This window comes from Maribacter luteus (assembly GCF_009674825.1).
Lineage (GTDB): Bacteria > Bacteroidota > Bacteroidia > Flavobacteriales > Flavobacteriaceae > Maribacter_A > Maribacter_A luteus.
Genome location: NZ_WKJH01000008.1, coordinates 167,734 through 186,625, shown reverse-complemented (window position 1 = coordinate 186,625; position 18,892 = coordinate 167,734). Strand labels below are relative to the sequence as shown.

13 protein-coding genes are annotated in these 18,892 nt (G+C 38.6%); 7 read left to right on the top strand and 6 right to left on the bottom strand.

Translation table 11 applies throughout. The features are described from left to right. Together GJ691_RS11270 and GJ691_RS11265 are read left to right on the top strand one after the other, a co-directional pair. Positions 1-397, top strand: a 397-nt coding sequence (locus GJ691_RS11270) for an SDR family oxidoreductase (RefSeq protein WP_154366926.1), incomplete at its 5' end; no start/stop codon positions are given. A 13-nt stretch (positions 398-410) separates the two neighbouring features. Then, positions 411-1,589 carry a DUF4861 family protein gene (locus tag GJ691_RS11265; RefSeq protein ID WP_154366925.1) on the top strand — a complete coding sequence of 393 codons (1,179 nt, stop codon included), beginning with the start codon at positions 411-413 and terminating at the stop codon, positions 1,587-1,589. Between the two features lie 558 nt (positions 1,590-2,147). On the opposite strand, the gene GJ691_RS11260 is transcribed toward GJ691_RS11265, so the two are convergent. Further along, positions 2,148-3,557: a purine-cytosine permease family protein gene (locus GJ691_RS11260; protein WP_154366924.1), complete on the bottom strand. Its 1,410-nt coding sequence runs from the start codon at positions 3,555-3,557 to the stop codon at positions 2,148-2,150. Positions 3,558-3,881: 324 nt separating this feature from the next. Here GJ691_RS11260 and GJ691_RS11255 point away from each other — a divergent pair, with 324 nt between their 5' ends. The 3 genes from GJ691_RS11255 to GJ691_RS11245 are packed head-to-tail and all read left to right on the top strand — an operon-like array spanning position 3,882 to position 6,565. Beyond that, entirely contained in the window at positions 3,882-4,619 is a 738-nt protein-coding gene (locus tag GJ691_RS11255; RefSeq protein ID WP_154366923.1) for a (Fe-S)-binding protein, read from the top strand. A gap of 4 nt (positions 4,620-4,623) precedes the next feature. Beyond that, entirely contained in the window at positions 4,624-5,994 is a 1,371-nt protein-coding gene (locus GJ691_RS11250; protein ID WP_154366922.1) for a LutB/LldF family L-lactate oxidation iron-sulfur protein, read from the top strand. Further along, a complete protein-coding gene (locus GJ691_RS11245; RefSeq protein ID WP_179955102.1) occupies positions 5,957-6,565 on the top strand; it encodes a LutC/YkgG family protein in 609 nt (202 codons plus the stop codon). Before GJ691_RS11250 ends, GJ691_RS11245 begins: the two co-directional genes overlap by 38 nt. A 58-nt stretch (positions 6,566-6,623) precedes the next feature. On the opposite strand, the gene aldA is transcribed toward GJ691_RS11245, so the two are convergent. The 5 genes from aldA to GJ691_RS11220 form a co-directional block, all read right to left on the bottom strand. Further along, the gene (gene aldA / locus GJ691_RS11240; protein ID WP_154366920.1) at positions 6,624-8,063 is read right to left on the bottom strand and encodes an aldehyde dehydrogenase; all 1,440 of its coding nucleotides are present in this window, start codon (positions 8,061-8,063) and stop codon (positions 6,624-6,626) included. A 31-nt stretch (positions 8,064-8,094) separates the two neighbouring features. Next, entirely contained in the window at positions 8,095-9,384 is a 1,290-nt protein-coding gene (locus tag GJ691_RS11235; RefSeq protein ID WP_154366919.1) for a class II aldolase/adducin family protein, read from the bottom strand. A 21-nt stretch (positions 9,385-9,405) separates the two neighbouring features. Beyond that, positions 9,406-10,773: an FGGY-family carbohydrate kinase gene (locus GJ691_RS11230; protein ID WP_154366918.1), complete on the bottom strand. Its 1,368-nt coding sequence runs from the start codon at positions 10,771-10,773 to the stop codon at positions 9,406-9,408. Between the two features lie 15 nt (positions 10,774-10,788). Then, positions 10,789-12,069, bottom strand: coding sequence for a sugar isomerase (locus GJ691_RS11225; protein ID WP_154366917.1), 1,281 nt, complete (start codon positions 12,067-12,069; stop codon positions 10,789-10,791). Between the two features lie 82 nt (positions 12,070-12,151). Beyond that, a complete protein-coding gene (locus GJ691_RS11220) occupies positions 12,152-14,251 on the bottom strand; it encodes a bifunctional aldolase/short-chain dehydrogenase (protein ID WP_154366916.1) in 2,100 nt (699 codons plus the stop codon). A gap of 177 nt (positions 14,252-14,428) precedes the next feature. Between GJ691_RS11220 and GJ691_RS11215 the strand changes: the two genes are divergently transcribed. Beyond that, positions 14,429-15,475, top strand: a complete 1,047-nt coding sequence (locus tag GJ691_RS11215) for a GntR family transcriptional regulator (RefSeq protein ID WP_281351233.1) — start codon at positions 14,429-14,431, stop codon at positions 15,473-15,475. 309 nt (positions 15,476-15,784) lie between these two features. Further along, entirely contained in the window at positions 15,785-18,883 is a 3,099-nt protein-coding gene (locus GJ691_RS11210; RefSeq protein ID WP_154366913.1) for a SusC/RagA family TonB-linked outer membrane protein, read from the top strand. Positions 18,884-18,892: the final 9 nt, after the last annotated feature.

Genomic DNA, 18,892 nt, shown 5'->3' with positions numbered 1-18,892 from the left:
AATGATCGAAAGAGGAGGGGGAAAGATCATCAATATTTGCTCCATGATGAGCGAATTGGGTCGCGACTCTGTTAGTGCCTATGCCGCTGCAAAAGGTGGACTCAAGATGTTGACCAAGAACATGGCGACCGAATGGGCCAAGTTCAACATTCAGACCAATGGAATCGGACCTGGGTATTTTGCCACTTCACAGACAGCGCCGATTCGTGTAGACGGACACCCTTTTAACGATTTTATAATCAGTAGAACACCTGCCGCTAGATGGGGGGAACCTGATGATTTGGCTGGGGCCGCTATTTTCTTGGCCTCAAAGGCCAGTGATTTTGTCAACGGGCATATTTTATATGTAGACGGAGGTATTTTGGCCACTATCGGTAAACCATCAAATGAAAACTAAAAAACAACCGGTTATGAATAAATTATATATACTGTTTTGTGCGGCAACATTGCTTTTGTCCTGTGGTGAAGGGGCACAGTCCAATAAAAAAATCGTAGTGAAAAATACCATGGATTTTGACCGTGCCTTTGAAACGGTCAGTATTCCTATTTCAGCACTCGAACTGGATAGTTCGGAAAACAATATTGTAATAAAGGACGTTTCAACAGGCAAAAATCTAGTTTCCCAGAAGGTCGATTCCAATGGTGATGGTGTTCTGGATGAAGTATTGTTTCAGCCTGAAATCAAAGCCAATGCGGAAAGAACTTTCGAAGTGGTAGTCTCTGATGAATTGGATACGGTTAAAACGGATGTTGATCCTGCCTGCTATTCGAGATTTGTGCCAGAAAGAACCGATGATTATGCTTGGGAGAACAATAGGGTCGCTTTTCGAACTTACGGTCCTACGGCCCAAAAAATGATCGAGGACGGGGTAAAAGGAGGTACCTTGTCCAGCGGAATAGATGCTTGGCTTAAACGGGTAGATTATCCCATCATCAATAAATGGTATAAGAAAGATCTTTCCGGCGGTGGTAGTTACCACAAAGATACTGGTGAAGGTCTCGACAATTTTCATGTTGGTGTTAGTAGGGGTGTTGGTGGTATTGCCAAGAAAATGGATACTACGTATTATATTTCAAGAAATTTCACTTCATGGAAAACCCTAAGCACAGGTCCAATACGAACAAGTTTTGTTTTAACTTATGCGGATTGGAATGCAGCCGGCGAAAAAATTTCAGAAGAAAAAAAGATTTCTTTGGATTATGGGAATAATTTATCCAGATTTGAAGTTACATTAAAAGGGACAGACACTATTTCCGCCGGACTTACCTTACACGAAAAAGAAGGGGAAAGGGATGTGAATGAGGAAAAAGGATGGATAAGTTATTGGGAGCCGCTCCAAGATTCTGAACTGGGAACGGGAATTGTTGTTCCTGTAGATAAAATGGTAGGTTACGAGGATTATGTAACCGAAAGGAAGGATGAAAGTAATCTTTTTGCACATATAAAGACCGAAAACAATAAAGCGGTATATTACACCGGTTTTGGATGGAAAAAGAGTGGTCAGTATAACAATAAGGTGGAATGGCAAGCCTATTTAAGTCGTTTTTCAGATTGTTTAAAAAATCCTTTGCTTTTTACGATAAAGTGAAGAATTGAAATTCCATTACGCAAAAAATAAAGCAAGCTATTATTTAGCTTGTTTTATTTTTTTATGTATTGTTGACTTCCTATTAATTATGTAAATAATCGAATCTTCGAACATTAACTAAGGAACAGGTCCCATATCAAGCCTAGCATTACAACACCTTATTGTTTTCCGCTTTACACTAAAACCTTGATATATAGCTACCCCATAACTTATATTCTGTTTAGCCCGTCAAGCAAAAAAGTCCTTTTAGGGGAATTCATATTAGTATTGATATTTTGTATACAACATTGAACAATATAAACTTAAGGTGATGCCTATGTAGTATTGTTTTATGAATTACCTTATACCATGAAAATACTAAAGAAGGATTAAATTTTTCCAGAAAATCCAAGGACATTTTTACTACATTAGTAATCAATTTGACCATACAAATATTTCAGTCCTTTATTTAATATTAAATAACCACAATAGTTATATACCCTTTTCTATTTCATCAATAATCTGGCATTTTTATTAGGGCAAAAAAAAGGTTGTATTTTAACAAGTGATTAATTCTATTTAAGTATTGCGCTGAAAACGTTTACTTAACAGTAAGAATAACACTCCACAAAGTAACCATGCAGGTAAGGTAACAAAGGACAAGAACACGTCATACTTTACTGAAATAAAATAGAATAGTCCAAAGCTAATGGCCCAAGCCCAAAATACAGAGGCATTGAAAGATATGTTAGCTTTCTCCGCATAGTTTTTGACAATTCCGGCTTTTTTATAAAAGAAGTGTTCAAACACTATAACTGCTCCGAAAGGCGCAAGGATAAATCCGTAAAGCGCAACAAAGCCCAATAATTTCATGGCAAATGCAGGAAAAAGTCCTGCAACGGTGGCAACGGTTCCTGCAATGATCGTAACCCAAAATGTCGATACTCTGGGAATAATCGCCTGGAAGGCCAAACCTGCCCTGTAAATGGTTGGGTTAGCGGTGGTCCACCCTGCCAAGACAACAGCAATGATACCTAACATGCCAATGGCGTTGTTCGCTAAAGGACCTGGTGCCACAGGAGGAGCTTCCCCATTAGATAAAAATGCCTGTGCTTCTGGAGACTTAAGATAAACAGCATAAAGTAAAGCCGCCGCGATCCATGCCATATAATGGCCCACATACATACCTGCAGCAGTTGTCCATCCAGCATTTGGGTTTTTTGCAAATCTGAAAACCGATAGATCCGACATTCCAATATGCATGGCAGCATTTGCAAACCAAGACCAAATAACAACATGCCAAAACGTATATTTTATTTGTCCAGGAAAAGGATCAGAACCTTCTCCCCATATATTCCAAAAATCATCAAAACCTTTAACCCCCAATTGGTTCATAGCAACGATTCCACAGGCAATAAAAGCAAGGACGATTATCGGTGACATATAGTTGGCTGCTTTCGAAACCGTGTCATAACCTTTAGAAGCGATTAAAGAAATTACCGCTCCAATAATAATAACGATTATAACCCATGTCATCCCATTGGGCATGGTATCGGTTAGTTTGGGCATTTCCATATCAAAAGGAATCCCCACTGCGGTAGCGGATACGGTGATCATAGAACCTGCCAAGAAACAGAATAGGATTCCATTGGCAAGATTATATGCCGTCACCAACTTTTTACCACAGATCTTTTCTAATTGGTAATACAAGGTAAATCTATTATCAACTGCAATTTTTGCCGTTAAAAAACGCCAACTCAATACCGCAAGAAGGTTTCCTATCAACAGTCCCACAATTAAATCAAATGCGCTAACACCAGCGGTAAGAAACAATGGGCCGATCATGAATTCGGTTCCGGCGGCATGTTCTCCTGCATACATTCCCAAAAAACTTTTCCAACCCTTTAATTTAGATTGTGGAACTCGTTCTCTTTCAAACTCCCCCCCTGCTGCAATTTCCACTTCTTCTTCAATATTGTATTGGCCCATTCTTTGTTTGGTTTAGTTGATAAAAGCATTTAATTAAAATAGATTTCCTTTTTTAACCGTTAAAGACCCAAACCGGTCTAAAACATATCGGACAATTCGTATAACTGTCTTTGTTGAATTAAAATCGTAAAAACGAAGATAGCGTTTGGATTACAAAACTCTATCCTGCACTGTACCGCTATCAATTCGATTCAGGAAAAAAATACAATTATACCTGTTCATTTTTACAGGGTGCTACAGGACAGTTAAGGCCATTAATTGGATTAATTTTATTTCCAGCCATATGCCATTTTAATTTCTTATGGCCAAAATGTAATCATAAAAATGAAAGTAGGCTTATTTATTCCGTGTTATATTAATCAATTGTATCCCCAAGTAGGGATTGCTACTTTAGAATTATTAGAGAAATTGGGTGTCACCGTATACTATCCACAGGGACAAACCTGTTGTGGCCAGCCACTGGGAAATTCAGGTTATGAGGAGGATTCCAAAGGAGCTTGTCAGGTTTTCGTTGAAAATTTCAAGGAATATGACTATATCGTAGGTCCTTCGGGAAGTTGTATCTATCATGTTAAGCATCATTTTGATATTTTAGAGCAAACACCCGATGTTATAAAAGTGAGGAACAACGCTTACGAAATGTGCGAATTCATAGTGAAAGTGTTGGGTATTACCGATGTCGGCGCATCATTCCCCCATAAGGTAGGCCTGCATAAAAGTTGCCATGGTTTAAGAGGACTAAAACTAGGTTCATGTTCAGAAAGAATGGATCCGTATTATTCCACGGAAGAAGAATTATTGAACCAAGTTAAAGGGCTGGAACTAATGCCCTTAACCCGAAAGGATGAATGTTGTGGATTTGGGGGTACATTTTCCGTATTCGAGGAAGCAATATCAGTAAAAATGGGAAAAGATCGTATCCATGATCATCTAGATAGCGGAGTAGAAGTAATCACAGGGGCGGATCATTCCTGTTTAATGCATATGGAGGGCTTGATCAACAGGAACAAACAGCCTTTGAAAGTAATGCATATAGCTGAAATTTTAAATACTAGTATGTAGAGGCATGAGTCACGCAAAACAGGCAGAAATATTCAATAAGAACGAAGCCAAGGTAAATTGGCACGATAAAGCTTTATGGTATGTGCGGGAGAAAAGGGATAATTCTGCCCATAACGTTAAAGGTTGGGAACATTTAAGGGATTCGGCATCTGGCATTAAAGCCCACGTATTATCGAATTTGGATGAGTATTTGATACAGTTTGAACAAAATGCCCTACAGAACGGCATAAAAGTACATTGGGCTTCAGACGCTGAAGAACACAATACCATTATTCACGAAATACTAAAAGACCATAAGGCTGAAAAGGTTGTGAAAAGTAAGTCTATGCTTACTGAAGAATGCCATTTAAATCCCTATTTGGAAGAAAAAGGAATTGAGGTCATTGATACGGACTTAGGGGAACGCATTGTGCAATTGGCAAAAGAGCCACCTAGCCATATTGTATTGCCCGCCATACACAAAACCAAAGAGGAAGTAGACGTTCTCTTTCAAGAACATCTTGGGACAAAGGCCAGCCAAGGAGACCCCGAGTACCTTACCAATGCAGCAAGAAAACACCTTAGAGGCAAATTTTTAAATGCCGATGTAGCGATAACCGGTGTTAATTTTGCAGTTGCCGATACCGGTGGTTTTGTAGTTTGTACGAATGAAGGTAATGCGGACATGGGCGCCCATTTGGCGAAGGTACATATTGCCTGCATGGGGATTGAGAAAATAATTCCCAAGGAAGGGCATTTGGGCATATTCCTACGCCTTTTGGCAAGAAGTGCAACAGGACAGCCCATTACTACCTATTCTTCCCATTTCAATAAACCTACTGAAGGTAAAGAAATACATATTGTCATTGTGGACAATGGAAGAACGGAACAATTGAGCAGGGAAGATTTTAGGGCCTCGTTACATTGTATCAGATGTGGTGCATGTATGAACACTTGCCCTATTTACAGACGTAGTGGAGGTCACAGTTATGATGCCACTATTCCAGGGCCTATAGGTTCTATTTTATCTCCAGGAAAAGATTTAAAGAAACATAGCTCTTTACCATTCGCATCAACGTTATGTGGTTCTTGTTCCAATGTTTGTCCTGTTAAAATCAACATTCACGAACAGCTCTATAAATGGCGACAGATCATTGTAAAAGAACAGCCACAACCTGTGGTTAAAAAATCTATCTTAAAAATGACCGGAACCGTATTTTCAAAACCCGGTTTGTACAGCTTTATTGGGAAATCAGCTAGATTCGCATTAAAATACGCCCCGAAATCATTGATTTATTCCAAATTGAATGCATGGGGAAAGGCACGTGATCTGCCCGAAGTCAAAAACGAAAATTTTGATGACTGGTATAAAAAAAGAAGTAAAAACAATGGGTAGGGAAGCAATATTAAAATCAATTAAAAACAATAAGCCCGACTTACTTTCTATCCCGGAAATTGATGTAACCCAATTTACGGAAGAAGTAAATCTAATAGAGGTTTTCAAAAATAATGTTAACCTAGTAGGAGGTAACATTAAAGAAGTGGATCCACAAGATATTGACGTAGAGATCAAAAAGATGTACCCTAACGCTGAAAAAATAGTATCAGTGGCCGATGAATGTTCATTGGGTACCGTTCAAATTTCAGGAAAAACAGACCCCCACGAACTTAATTCCATAGATTTAGCCATTATTAAAGGATCTTTGGGGGTTGCCGAAAACGGAGCTGTATGGATATCGGAAAATGAAATAGTCGTCCGGGCATTGCCTTTTATTACCAATGATTTGGTTATTGTCCTACCTAAAGATCAATTATATCTACATCTGTTGCATGCTTATGAGATCATTGGTAAAAGGGAAAGGAGATTCGGGCTCTTCTTATCAGGACCGTCTAAAACGGCCGATATAGAGCAATGTCTGGTCATAGGTGCACAAGGTGCCATAAGTTTGACCGTCATATTGATTTGAAAAAATAAAACCCAACTAAAGTTAGTTGGGTTTTTTTATATGATATGTTTAAAACGTATTAATAATACTTGGCATAAACTACTTTCGTCTGCAGGTATTCTTCCATACCATGCTTACCATCTGCACCACCGATTCCTGATTTTTTCCAACCTGCGTGAAAACCTTGAATCGCTTCAAAATGCTCTCTGTTCACATAGGTTTCACCAAAATGTAAGCCCGTGGTGGCACGCATAATATTATTATAGTTTTCAGAAAAAACAGAAGAGGTTAAGCCAAATTGGCAATCATTGGATAATGCTATCGCCTCATCCAACGAACTGAATTTCATTACAGGTAGTACGGGACCAAAGACCTCTTCCTGAATAATATCCATATCTTGTTTACAATTGGTCAATATGGTAGGCTCATAATAAAAACCTTTCTCAAATTTTTCAGGTCTTTTACCACCTATCAATACCTCGGCACCTTCTTTTTTGGCAAAATCAACCATCTCGGTAATTTTATCCAATTGGCTTTTTGATACCAAGCTGCTCATATCGGCATTTGTTCCGGTCAAAGCATCTTCTATGACGACCTCACTGATTTTTTTAGTGAGTTTTTCCACAAACTCGTCATAGATACTTTCTTCTACATAAGCCCTTTCTGCACAGTTACAAACTTGACCACTAAAAATAACCTTCGAGGAAACTATTGAATTTACAGCCAATTCCATATTAGCATCGGCGCAAACAATTGCAGGAGCCTTACCTCCCAACTCTAACGATACTTTTGTAATATTCTCCGCGGAAGCCGTAATAATTTGTTGTCCGGCCGAAACACTTCCCGTTAAACTCACGATTCCTGTAATAGGACTTTTTGAAAGGGCATTTCCAATGATTCTCCCTGAACCACAAACAAAATTCAAAACACCGTTCGGTAGTCCTATATCCTTAATAAAATCAGCAAATTCCATGATTGTATTCGGTGCTTCGGAACTTGGTTTCAAAACGCAGGTATTCCCTGTTATTAGTGAAGCGGCAACCTTTCGGGCCATAACGAAAAATGGGAAATTCCAAGGGCATATTCCCACTGCCACCCCAATAGGGGCCTTATGAAGAAATATATGTTCCTTTTCATTATCACTTTGAATGATTTCCCCTTCTATTCTTCTTGCCCAAGCAGCATAATAATCAAAATAATCAGCGGTTACATCTATTTCTATTTGTGCTAATCCGATGACCTTAGCTTGTTCGGTGGCCAAGGTTTCTGCCAAGAAAATCCTATTTTCCCTAATAACCGTTGCCATCTTGTGCAAAAAAGAGGCCCTTTTTATGGCTGGGAGTGCTTCCCATGCAGGCTGCGCCTCATTTGCAGCTTCCAAAGCCAAGTTAGCATCTTCGACAGAACCAGTTGGTATGGTGCTAATGACTTCTTCAGTACAAGGGTTTATAACTTCTATTATCGTTGTCGAGGAGGATTTTACAAACTGTCCGTTGATATATTGATTATACTGTTTCATGCTATGGAAAAATCTATTTTAATGTGGATGTTTATGTTAAAAATTTCTTTCTTAAATCTTCTACTTGATCATCGTTTATGGGCACCATTTGACCTAAAGAAGTACCCAAAACAATTGATTTGGCACTAAATTCAGCAACTTCCAGATAATCAAAGGTCTGTAATAATTTATCTCCCGTTATCATTATCGAATCATTTTCTATGATAAGGGCCGTGGTACAATTTTCGGTAATCTTGGAATCAGCGTTCGTTTTAAAATGGCTACCATATTCTATTGTTGGAATATCTTGTAAAAAGATCCAACTTTCAGGAATCGTACGTACGTTCAAATAGGTCTTTGTTACTCCAAAAGCCATTAAATAAGGTGATTGGGTCATGATAATGGAGTTCACCTCTGGGTTTTTATTGTATATCTCCTGATGTATCCAGGTTGCCCTGCTCGGTGTTTTCCCTCCTTCCCGTTTACCATCCTTTATTTGAACCACATCATCGATATCAATATCCCAGCGATTTACGTCGGTCGGGGTAATTAAAAAGTCGTTCCCTTTCCATCGCATAGAAGCGGTACCGTATGAACTTATCATTAAGCCTTGCTCACAAGCACGCCTCACAATATTGCAAATTTCCAAACGTTTTTCGACTTCATCCGAAGGGTATTCCACCTTTTCCATTGCAGGCATCATCGAAGGTACTTGAGCTTCAAATTGATCAATTTGATCATCGGTCAAATAGTTAGGAGTACCTATTTGAGTGCCATAAAGTATCGTACGGGCACAAAATTCCAATGTTTCAAAACGCTTAAATGCATCTGTGAGATCACTTCCTCCCAAAACAGTACCATGATTCTCCATAATAACGGCCTTGAACCCTTTTTTGAATTCATCGGCAATTACCTCACCCAAATCTTCACTTCCGGGCAACTTATATTCTGCGTAGCCAATTGGGCCGCAGATATGTTTAGCCTGGGAAATAATGTTGGTATTCGGTATCTGTCGTACGATACTGAACGAAACCAATGCCGGTGGATGGGCATGTATTACTGACTTAACATCTGGTCTGGCTTCATAAATCGCTTTGTGAAAAGGAAACTCAGATGAAGGTTTATGATCCCCTATTACGGTTCCGTCCTTTTTTACACAGATAATATCGGAGGCACGTAAAGAGCCTTTATCAATTGCGGAGGGCGTTACCCATATGTCTCCATTTTCATCGATAATAGAAATATTACCACCCGATGTGGTGGTCATACCCCTTTTATATATTCTACTGATGACAGTGGTAATTTGATCTCTCGGGTGTACTAATGTTATATTCTTTGACATTTGTTTTCAATTTTAGCTTGTTCAGCTGATTATAAATGGTACGTGTTTTTTTAACGAGTAATTCTTTTTAAGGAACTTTGAATCCAATTTGGAGTCCGAAATGGCAATGGCCGCTCCCAATGCTGAACCCAAGGCCGAATCGGTGGTTCTAAGTTCCATGTTTCTTAAATAATGGGATAATAATTTTATATAGACCCTGTTGTCGCTAAAACCACCATCGATATATAATTTTTGTATCGTATCCCCACTGGTAGCAATTTCAATACTCTCTACTTGCAACAATACCAACTCTACCATTAAATGATGGTAGGCTTGTTCAAAACTATCGTAAGGAATCTTGGTATCTAAAGGCATTTCTTTAGTTTCAAAACTGATCCATCGAAACATCGGTTTAAAATCCTTTAGTATTTTAAAATAGGTATCTTGATTAAAATCAACACATTTGTGATAATCCTTATGTACATTAAAATGTTTGGAAAGATTCTGTACTTGAAGATTGTACTCATTGCCTAAGAACATACGGGAAGACTTTACAGGCTTTCCGTTAATACGCATATAATTAATACACTCTTTCTCAATATCCCCTTTAGTCAATGACGCATTGGAAAAAGGGTTCAACGCAATGCTCCAGGTTCCTGTAGAAACCAAAACGAACTTCTCCTTTTCACTTCGTACATACGGCAAAAGAGCGGCCGAGCTATCATGGATCCCAACGCCGATCTTGATCCGTTTACCGTTATAGTTCATATTCATACTGGTCTCTGTGGAAACGATGGGCGGCAGTATGCGATGTATGCCTTCTGCATATACCCAATCGTGATAATCCCTTTTGCCATAATCCCACAAAGCCGTATGGCAACCGATACTGGTATATTCGCTTATCGGAATCCCAGTGAACACATAGCTGATATATTGTGGAAGGTGAAGTGAATATTTAATCTTTTTAAAAATCTCTGGCTTGGTCTGTTTTAGCCAATACAACTGCATGCCCGAATTGAGCATTCCGGAATTCGATGACCCCGTAGCAACGGCAAAATCCATTTCAGGTCCATACTTCTCAAAAAAGGAGTCAATATACTTCTTATCCAACGGTTTGGTATAATTGTATAATGGTGTCAAAACCTCCCCATTTTCATCTAAATGGACCAAACTTGCCCCATAGGTAGAAAAATTAATAGCGGTAATGTTATATTCCTTTTCGACCAATATCTTATCGAACACCTCCTTAAGCCAAGTCTGTAACGCTTGAAGATTTTCAGTCGGATAACCGTCTTCATCCTCAATGGTTTCAAATTTGGTATAATCACGGTAAACCTCTTGGTAATCCTTATCAAAAAGAAAGAATTTTTTATTGGTTTTTCCTATATCGAATACTGCGGTGACATCCATTTATATACTTGTTGATTATAATCCCGTCGCTACAGAATTGGCCCCTCTTTCTTTTATTAGTTCTTTTCTTACCGTCAAGGACCTGTAAGCATTGATAGGGCTTATAACCCCTCCGCTATTCAACCTCGCTTTTTCCAACAATGGCCTTACATCGGTACGATAGGCATCTTGAAGAATTTCTTGACATCTTACAACATCATGGTTAAGTTGAGCTTCAGTCAATAATTTCTGATCTACCAATAACGCTTTCGCATAGGCTTCTTGGATTGCCTCTAAGGATTGGATCAAATCTTCCAAAGGATCCTTAACGTTATGGCTGGCGTCGATCATCCAAGCAGGATATGGGTTCTGGGGATTGTTCTCCATACCATAAACTAATGCATTGAAAATCAAGAAAAGTGCATAGGGCTTAACGCTACCTACCGTTAGGTCATCATCCCCGTATTTACTATCATTGAAATGAAAACCGCCCAATTTTCCCTTCAGCATAAGGGTAGAAACGATTTGTTCTATATTGGTATTGGGTAAATGGTGCCCTAGGTCTACCAAACTGAATGCTTTCTCACCGCACTCATTGGCCAACATGAACGAGGTTCCCCAATCTTGAATCACGGTACTGTAAAAATTTGGTTCGTACGGTTTATATTCTATAAAGAGTTTCCAATCGTTCGGCAATGCCTTATAAATATCTTTTAAACTATCCTGGGTATGGTTCAATGCGGTCTGAAAGTTGCTCTGCCCTGGGAAATTGGCACCATCGGCCAACCATACCGTTAAGCTTTTTGAACCTAGCTTGTCCCCTATTTTAATTACCTCGATGTTATGGGCTATTGCCTGCTCACGGGAACCTTTACTGGTATTGGACAAGGAACCGTATTTATAGCTTTCCGCTGCATCTTTTTGATCTTGGAAGGTGTTAGAGTTTACGGCATCGAAAACAATATCATGGGAATTCGCCAATTCCTTTATCGCAGCATAATCCTTAGGCACATCCCATGGTATATGAAGCGAAATTGCCCCAGCAGTTTGTGTTAATTTATGCAATAACCCTACATCATCAATTTTTTGTTCCAGTGTGCTTGGCTCTCCCTGAAAGCCAAAACGCCCAAACCTTGTACCACCTGCTCCCAATGCCCAACTTGGTATGGCAACTTGGAATTTCTCAAGCTTTTGAATAATTGTATTAACATCTTTATCATCCTTTGACAAAGTATCTCCCAAAAAATTAAATCTATCACGATGTGATGAAAGATTTTCTTTGTTCTGTTCTTCTATTTGATCTTTATTTATTCTCATAATATAATTACTTTCTTTTCTAAAATAAGCTTCAAAGGGCCTACACCCTAAGAAGCTTGAAAAAAACTAACAAAAACTAATACTATCTTACAAATGCGTTGGCCATTCCGCCATCCACATTGATGATATTCCCTGTTGTCTTATCCAAAATACCGACACAGGCAAAAACACCTTTTGCAATATCCTCAGGATAAATAATTTCGTTCAGTAGATTTCTTTTGGCATAATGGGCCGGTAATTCATCAACAGTAATACCATAGGCTTTGGCACGGCCTTCGGCCCAATCACCTTCCCAAATCTTACTGCCGACTATGACCCCATCAGGATTTACAGTGTTAACCCGGATTTTATCACCTCCCAATTCCGCGGCCAATAGTCGTGACATATGTTGCTGGGCAGCTTTTGCCGTACCATACCCAACATTGTTGGGCCCTGAAACCAATCCGTTCTTACTTGCTATACTAATGAAATCACCACCTAGGTCTTGGTCGCGCATTACGCCTACCCCCTGTTTGGCCAATTCAAATTGCCCCTTGACCAAAACATTCTGAAGAATATCCCAGTCTTTTTCAGTTGTATCTGCCAATGGTTTGGAAATCGCCAATCCGGCACTATGTACCACGATATCCACACCTCCAAATTCTAAACAAGCTTTTGTAAATGCTTCGGAAATAGACTCGCTTTTTGTTACATCACAAACTGCATAAGCTGCCGTATCCCTCCCATAGGTGTTCAAAGCCTCTTTTAATCTGTCTTCCGCAATATCGGTCAAAACTACGTTTGCACCTTCGTCTGCGAGTTTATCAGCGATGGCCTTACCAATACCACCACCTGCACCAGTAACAAGGGCTACTTTTCGGGATAAGGGTTTTTCTTTTGGCATACGCTGCAGCTTGGCCTCTTCCAATAGCCAATATTCAATATCAAAAGCCTCCTGTCTAGGTAGGGCCGTATATTCCGTAATGGCTTCTGCACCCCGCATTACATTAATGGCGTTCACATAGAATTCGCTGGCCACACGGGTGGTCTGTTTGTTCTTGGCAAAACTGAACATTCCTACACCCGGATATATAATGATTACAGGATTGGCATCCCTCATTCCTGGACTATTATCTCGCTTGTGATTATCGTAATACTCCTTATACTCTTTTCTATACTTATCGAATGCCGGTTGTAATTTTTCAAGTACAGCTTTTCTATCGGATAAATCTTCTTGCTTATCCAAACCCAAAACTAAAGGCTGGATCTTGGTACGCAAAAAGTGATCGGGACAGGATGTTCCCATCGGGGCCAATCTGGCCAGGTCATTACTGTTTATATATTCCAGTACAACATCACTATCTGTGAAATGCCCTATCATCCTATTTTCCGAAGAACAAAGACCTCTTAGCAACGGCATAAGCTCGGCCGCTTTTTTAGAACGTTCCTCTTTAGGAAGGCTATCGATTTTTTGTCCTCCGAATACACTTCCTTTCTCTTTAATCTTTCTTTCTATAAATTCAGAGGCCATTTCGATAACCTCTAGACTGTTCATATAACACTCGTAAGAAGTATCGCCCCAAGTGAACAATCCATGACTGCCCAACACAATTCCACGAATTCCCGGATTGTCGTTCAAACATTTCTCTAACTGTAGTCCTAAATCAAAACCAGGTCTTTGCCATGGTACCCATCCCATGGTATCACCCCATATCTCTTTGGTTACTTTCGCGCTATCTTTTGCCGCTGCTACGGCAATAAGCGCATCTGGATGCAGATGATCTATGTGTTTAAAAGGCAATAAACCATGCAATGGAGTATCAATAGATGGTGCTTTACTATCCAAATCGTATATACAATGGTTGAAAAGACCGACCATACGATCTTCATCTGAAAGCCCGCCGTATACGTTTTTCAAATTACGTAAACGTTCTGTATAAAGACCAGCAATCCCAGACTTGGTCAATGTACCTATATCACCGCCTGAACCCTTGATCCACATGACCTCGACATCCTCATTGGTCAAAGGATCTTTTTCAATGGTCTTACAGCTTGTATTACCACCACCATAATTTGTAATTCTTAAATCTGCCCCTAAAATATTCGAACGATAAAGAAACAGTTCAACCTGATCATCCCCAAGCTTACCCGCTTTCGAATCATCCCATAGATAATCTACATATTTAAATTCTTTTACCTGCATTGGACTTTGTTTTTTATTAATTTGCTCATTGACGAAATTAAAGTTTGACCTGCAACATTGCATCCTGTACTATGCTGACAGGTATTTTTAAGTAAATTCCATAATAAATATATACCTTTATACATCGAAATGATTGTCGACAGGCGACAACCTAAATAAACCCCAAAGCAATAAATCTTGGAAAGACTTAATCGTTTTTTGATAAATACCGATTCACGGATTCCTAAATACAAACAAGTTATGGATTCCATAATAAATGGTATCAATAACGGAACACTTGGAATGGGCGAAAGAATACCTTCGATAAATGAAGTAAGTGAAGAGTATTTATTGTCTAGGGATACCGTTGAGAAGGCTTATGGTCTCTTAAAAGAAAAGAGAATAATCGTTTCAGTAAAAGGTAAAGGGTATTATATAGCAAAGACCGATCTATCCATTAAGGTTAATGTGCTTTTTTTAATCAATAAATTAAGTACATATAAAATGCACATCTTCAATACATTCGTGAATTCATTGGGTACAAATGCCAATGTTGACCTTGACATATATCATTGCGAACCTTTGGTATTCAGTAATATTTTGGAAAAAAAGAAAGATTTTTATGACTACTATGTAATCATGCCCCATTTTAAAAATGAGGATTTACAACATATGGGGTGTACAGATGAAATCCTAAAGGCTATCCATTCCATTCCCAATGGTAAATTGATCATCATGGATAGGAACCTAAAAAGTCTAAGTAAAGAGGCTGGAAGGATTTACCAGGATTTTACCGAAGACATTTTCAAAGCATTGACCGCTGCTTATGACAAATTAAAGAACTATAGAAAGATCATGCTGGTTTATCCCAACAAATCGGTTTATCCTTATCCTAAAGGAATCGTTACGGGCTTTAAAAGATTTTGTATTCAGCATAATATGGATTACGAGATTCTGGATGAGATTTATGAAGGCATGGAACTACAATTAAAAGATCTTTATATCATAATCGAGGAAGACGATCTTGTACATTTAGTCAAACAAGTTAGGGACAGGCACTATAAGATGGGTGAGGATATTGGTATTATTTCCTATAATGACACGCCCTTGAAAGAGTTACTCGGGATTACCGTTATGAGTACCAACTTTAAAAAAATGGGAGAAGAAGCTGCCAAGATGATCTTAAATAACAAAAGAATAGAAGTAAAAAATGAATTTAACTTTATAGATCGTTTTTCATTATAACATAATATCCTTTAACACATACAAAATACTTTCCCCTATCCGAACAATGTTGTTATCGTTGTTTTTATTACGTAATCCATAGAATTCTGTAAAAAACCGTATTTTGAAGCTTTTACCGTTCCGTAAATTTTCAATGAACAATTTCACTTTTTTTACCTCACAGTATAGTACAGGATGGACTCATAAATTTAAGTTAATAATATTGTTAAGAATTCACTAAAAAAACAAGGTTTTGTTAAGGATTGTAAAATAAAACCTCCCTTTTTTAGTGTATTAAAACTAGTCTAACAATTAATAAATTAACTTGAAATGAAAAAAAAGTGTAACAGACGATTGCGTTTTACAATGTTACCTGTTTTGATGACAATGGTTTTCTGCATGTTATCTATTTCTACTGCTTTTGCGCAGGTAAAATCAGTAGCGGGATCGGTAACCGATGTCAATGGAGAACCCATTCCTGGAGTAAACATTGTACAGAAGGGAACAACGAACGGAGTATCAACTGATTTTGACGGCAACTATGCCATAACCCTTAAAGAGGGTTCTAAGGTATTGTTATTTTCCTATATCGGATTTGATACGCAAGAGATTACAGTGAATACTTCTAACATTAATGTAACGTTAGAAGAAGACACCCAAGCTTTAGAAGAGGTTGTGGTTATTGGTTATGCCCCAGTTGAACGTAAAAAAGTACTTGGTTCAATTGCGTCGGTCAAAGCGGAATCGATTGTGCAAGCCTCACCTGTACAGGCCTTTGATGCCGTACAAGGAAAATTGGCCGGGGTTCAGATTTTGAGCAACAATGGTCCAGGGCAAGGGTTTGATATTCGTATACGTGGTGTCTCTACTTTTGGTAGTGGAACTTCTCCCTTATACGTTGTTGATGGCCAGCAATTGGATGATATTGACAATATCGACCCCAACGACATTGCTTCATTAGAGGTGTTAAAAGATGGGGCTACCGCAGCGATTTATGGTTCTAAGGCAGCCAACGGGGTTGTTCTCATTACAACCAAATCGGGTAAATCAGGTGATTTAAAGATAGAAGTAAGCCAAACTACGGGGTTTAATTCTTTAGTCGGGGATTTACCTGTCGTAAATACCGAAGAACGATTTTTACTTGAGAAAAAAAGAGCGGGTAATTTAGAAACTTTACCTCGTTTAGAACGGGATTCTTTAAGCTTACTTCGAAGAAATGATTACGATTTACAATCTATGCTTACTAGACCGGCAGTAAGAACCCAAACAAACTTTTCAATTAGTGGTGGTAGTGATAAGGTTAGATTTTTATGGAATACCGGCTATCTATACGAAGAAGGGGTAGTAATCAATAGTGATTATAAAAGAATAAACACCCAGTTAAAGTTAGATGCCAATGTATCTAAAAAATTTAAATTAGGAACAAGGTTGGCCTTAACCAACCAAGACAAATCAGGATTGACAGAGGGGGGTATTTTCACCCATCTTGTGGAAAGGTTGCCCTATCTACCTTTGTACGAACCAAATGGTTCGTATACACCAACGATTGGTGGACGTAAAAACCCTTTGGCTTTTGCCAATTTGCAGGTTAGGGATGATAGGGATTTTCGAATCCAGGTTTTTAATTATGCACAATTGGAAGTTTTACCAAAACTTACGATCAAATCTACATTGGGTGTAAATTGGAGATTTAGAAAACAAGATCAGTTTGACACGAAACTTATTGCCAATAGAATCGAAACAGGTAATGATCAGGCAAGGTTACTTCAAGATATGACCTACGATATTCAACAAGAAAACTTCCTAAATTATAAAAATAGATGGGGTGATCATGATTTAGGGGCCTTTGGGGGTATGCAAATCCAAAAATACTTCATTGAGTATACCGATTTTAGATCAAGAATACTCAACAACTCATATGTTCAGACCTTGAACAATGCATCACCGGGTTCCATTACTGGCGATAATAATGCCAACGAAAGGCATAATCTATTTTCACTATTTGCTGGGTTCAATTATGATTTCGCCGACAAATACCTAATAGGAGGTACCATTCGCCGTGATGGTTCATCAAGATTCGGTGATGAAAATGAATATGGTGTGTTTCCTTCGGCCACTTTGGGTTGGAGAATCAGTAATGAGAACTTCTTAAAGGACAGTGAACTCATAAACAACCTTTTGGTAAGGGGAAGTTGGGGTGTAACAGGTAATGAACGAATTGGTAACTATAATTTTACCGAAGTTTTAGTAGCTGGGCAATCTTATAATGGCAATTCAGGGATTGGGCCTCAAAGTTCTTTGGCAAACCCAGAATTATCATGGGAGGAAACAGAATCTACCAACCTAGGTCTTGATCTTTCAATACTCAAAAACAGGGTCGATATTAATCTTGACCTCTGGCAAAAGAAGACTACCGGTCTTTTAGCAACAACGCCATTACCCGAAGAATCAGGTTATAGTGGTATTCTAAGAAATGTAGGTGCCGTTGATAACAGGGGTATTGATTTTAGTATCACAGGAACCATTATAGATTCTAAAGACTTTACATGGAGTAGTAATTTCAATATTGGTTTTCTTGAAAATGAAGTTACCAAGTTAGATGGTGGAACCGAATTTTATCCCGGAGGAAGGTATTTGGTTCGAGAAGGTGAGCCCATTGGCAATATTTATGGTTACAAAAACCAAGGAGTTTACCAATATACTGAGTCCAATGCATATACCGATGATGGTACTCGTTTAACTCCAAACTTTGATGGAGACGGTAATTTCACAAATTATACATTGAATGGTGCTGAATATACCGATACCGTTAATAAAATAAAGGTAAATGGGAGAACTCCTGAAGGCGGGGATATTATTTGGGAGGACCTGGATGGTGACTTTAATATCACCGCAGATGACAGGCAAATATTAGGTAATGGTTTGGCAACGACCTATGGTGGTTTTTCCCATGATTTAAGATATAAAAATTTAAGTGTCAGCTTGCTATTTGATTTTAGTTTAAACCATGATATTTATAGTAGATGGGACGAAGACAGGAATGACCTAGCGGCGGGTGCCGAGAGTCCAGGACCGGAACGTGTTTATGGAGCTTGGTTCGAACCTGGAGATGAGACCATTTATCCAAGATTGGACAGGGTACCTCAAAATCGTTTAAAACCTAACAGCTTTTTTGTATCTGATGGTAGTTTTATCAAATGGAGATATATTCGATTCAACTACATTTTTGATCAAAAAGTTATTGATAAGATACCTGGTGTAAAAGGGGCATCCATGAATTTTGCCGTGAACAATCTAATAACTTGGACAAATTATAAAGGTTATAACCCGGAGTTAGGTAACAGGGGAAGTGCCTTAACACCCAATATGGACCAGTTAAGGTACCCTAATGATAGAGAAATCATTTTAGGTGTTAAATTTCAATTTTAAAAAAAAGAG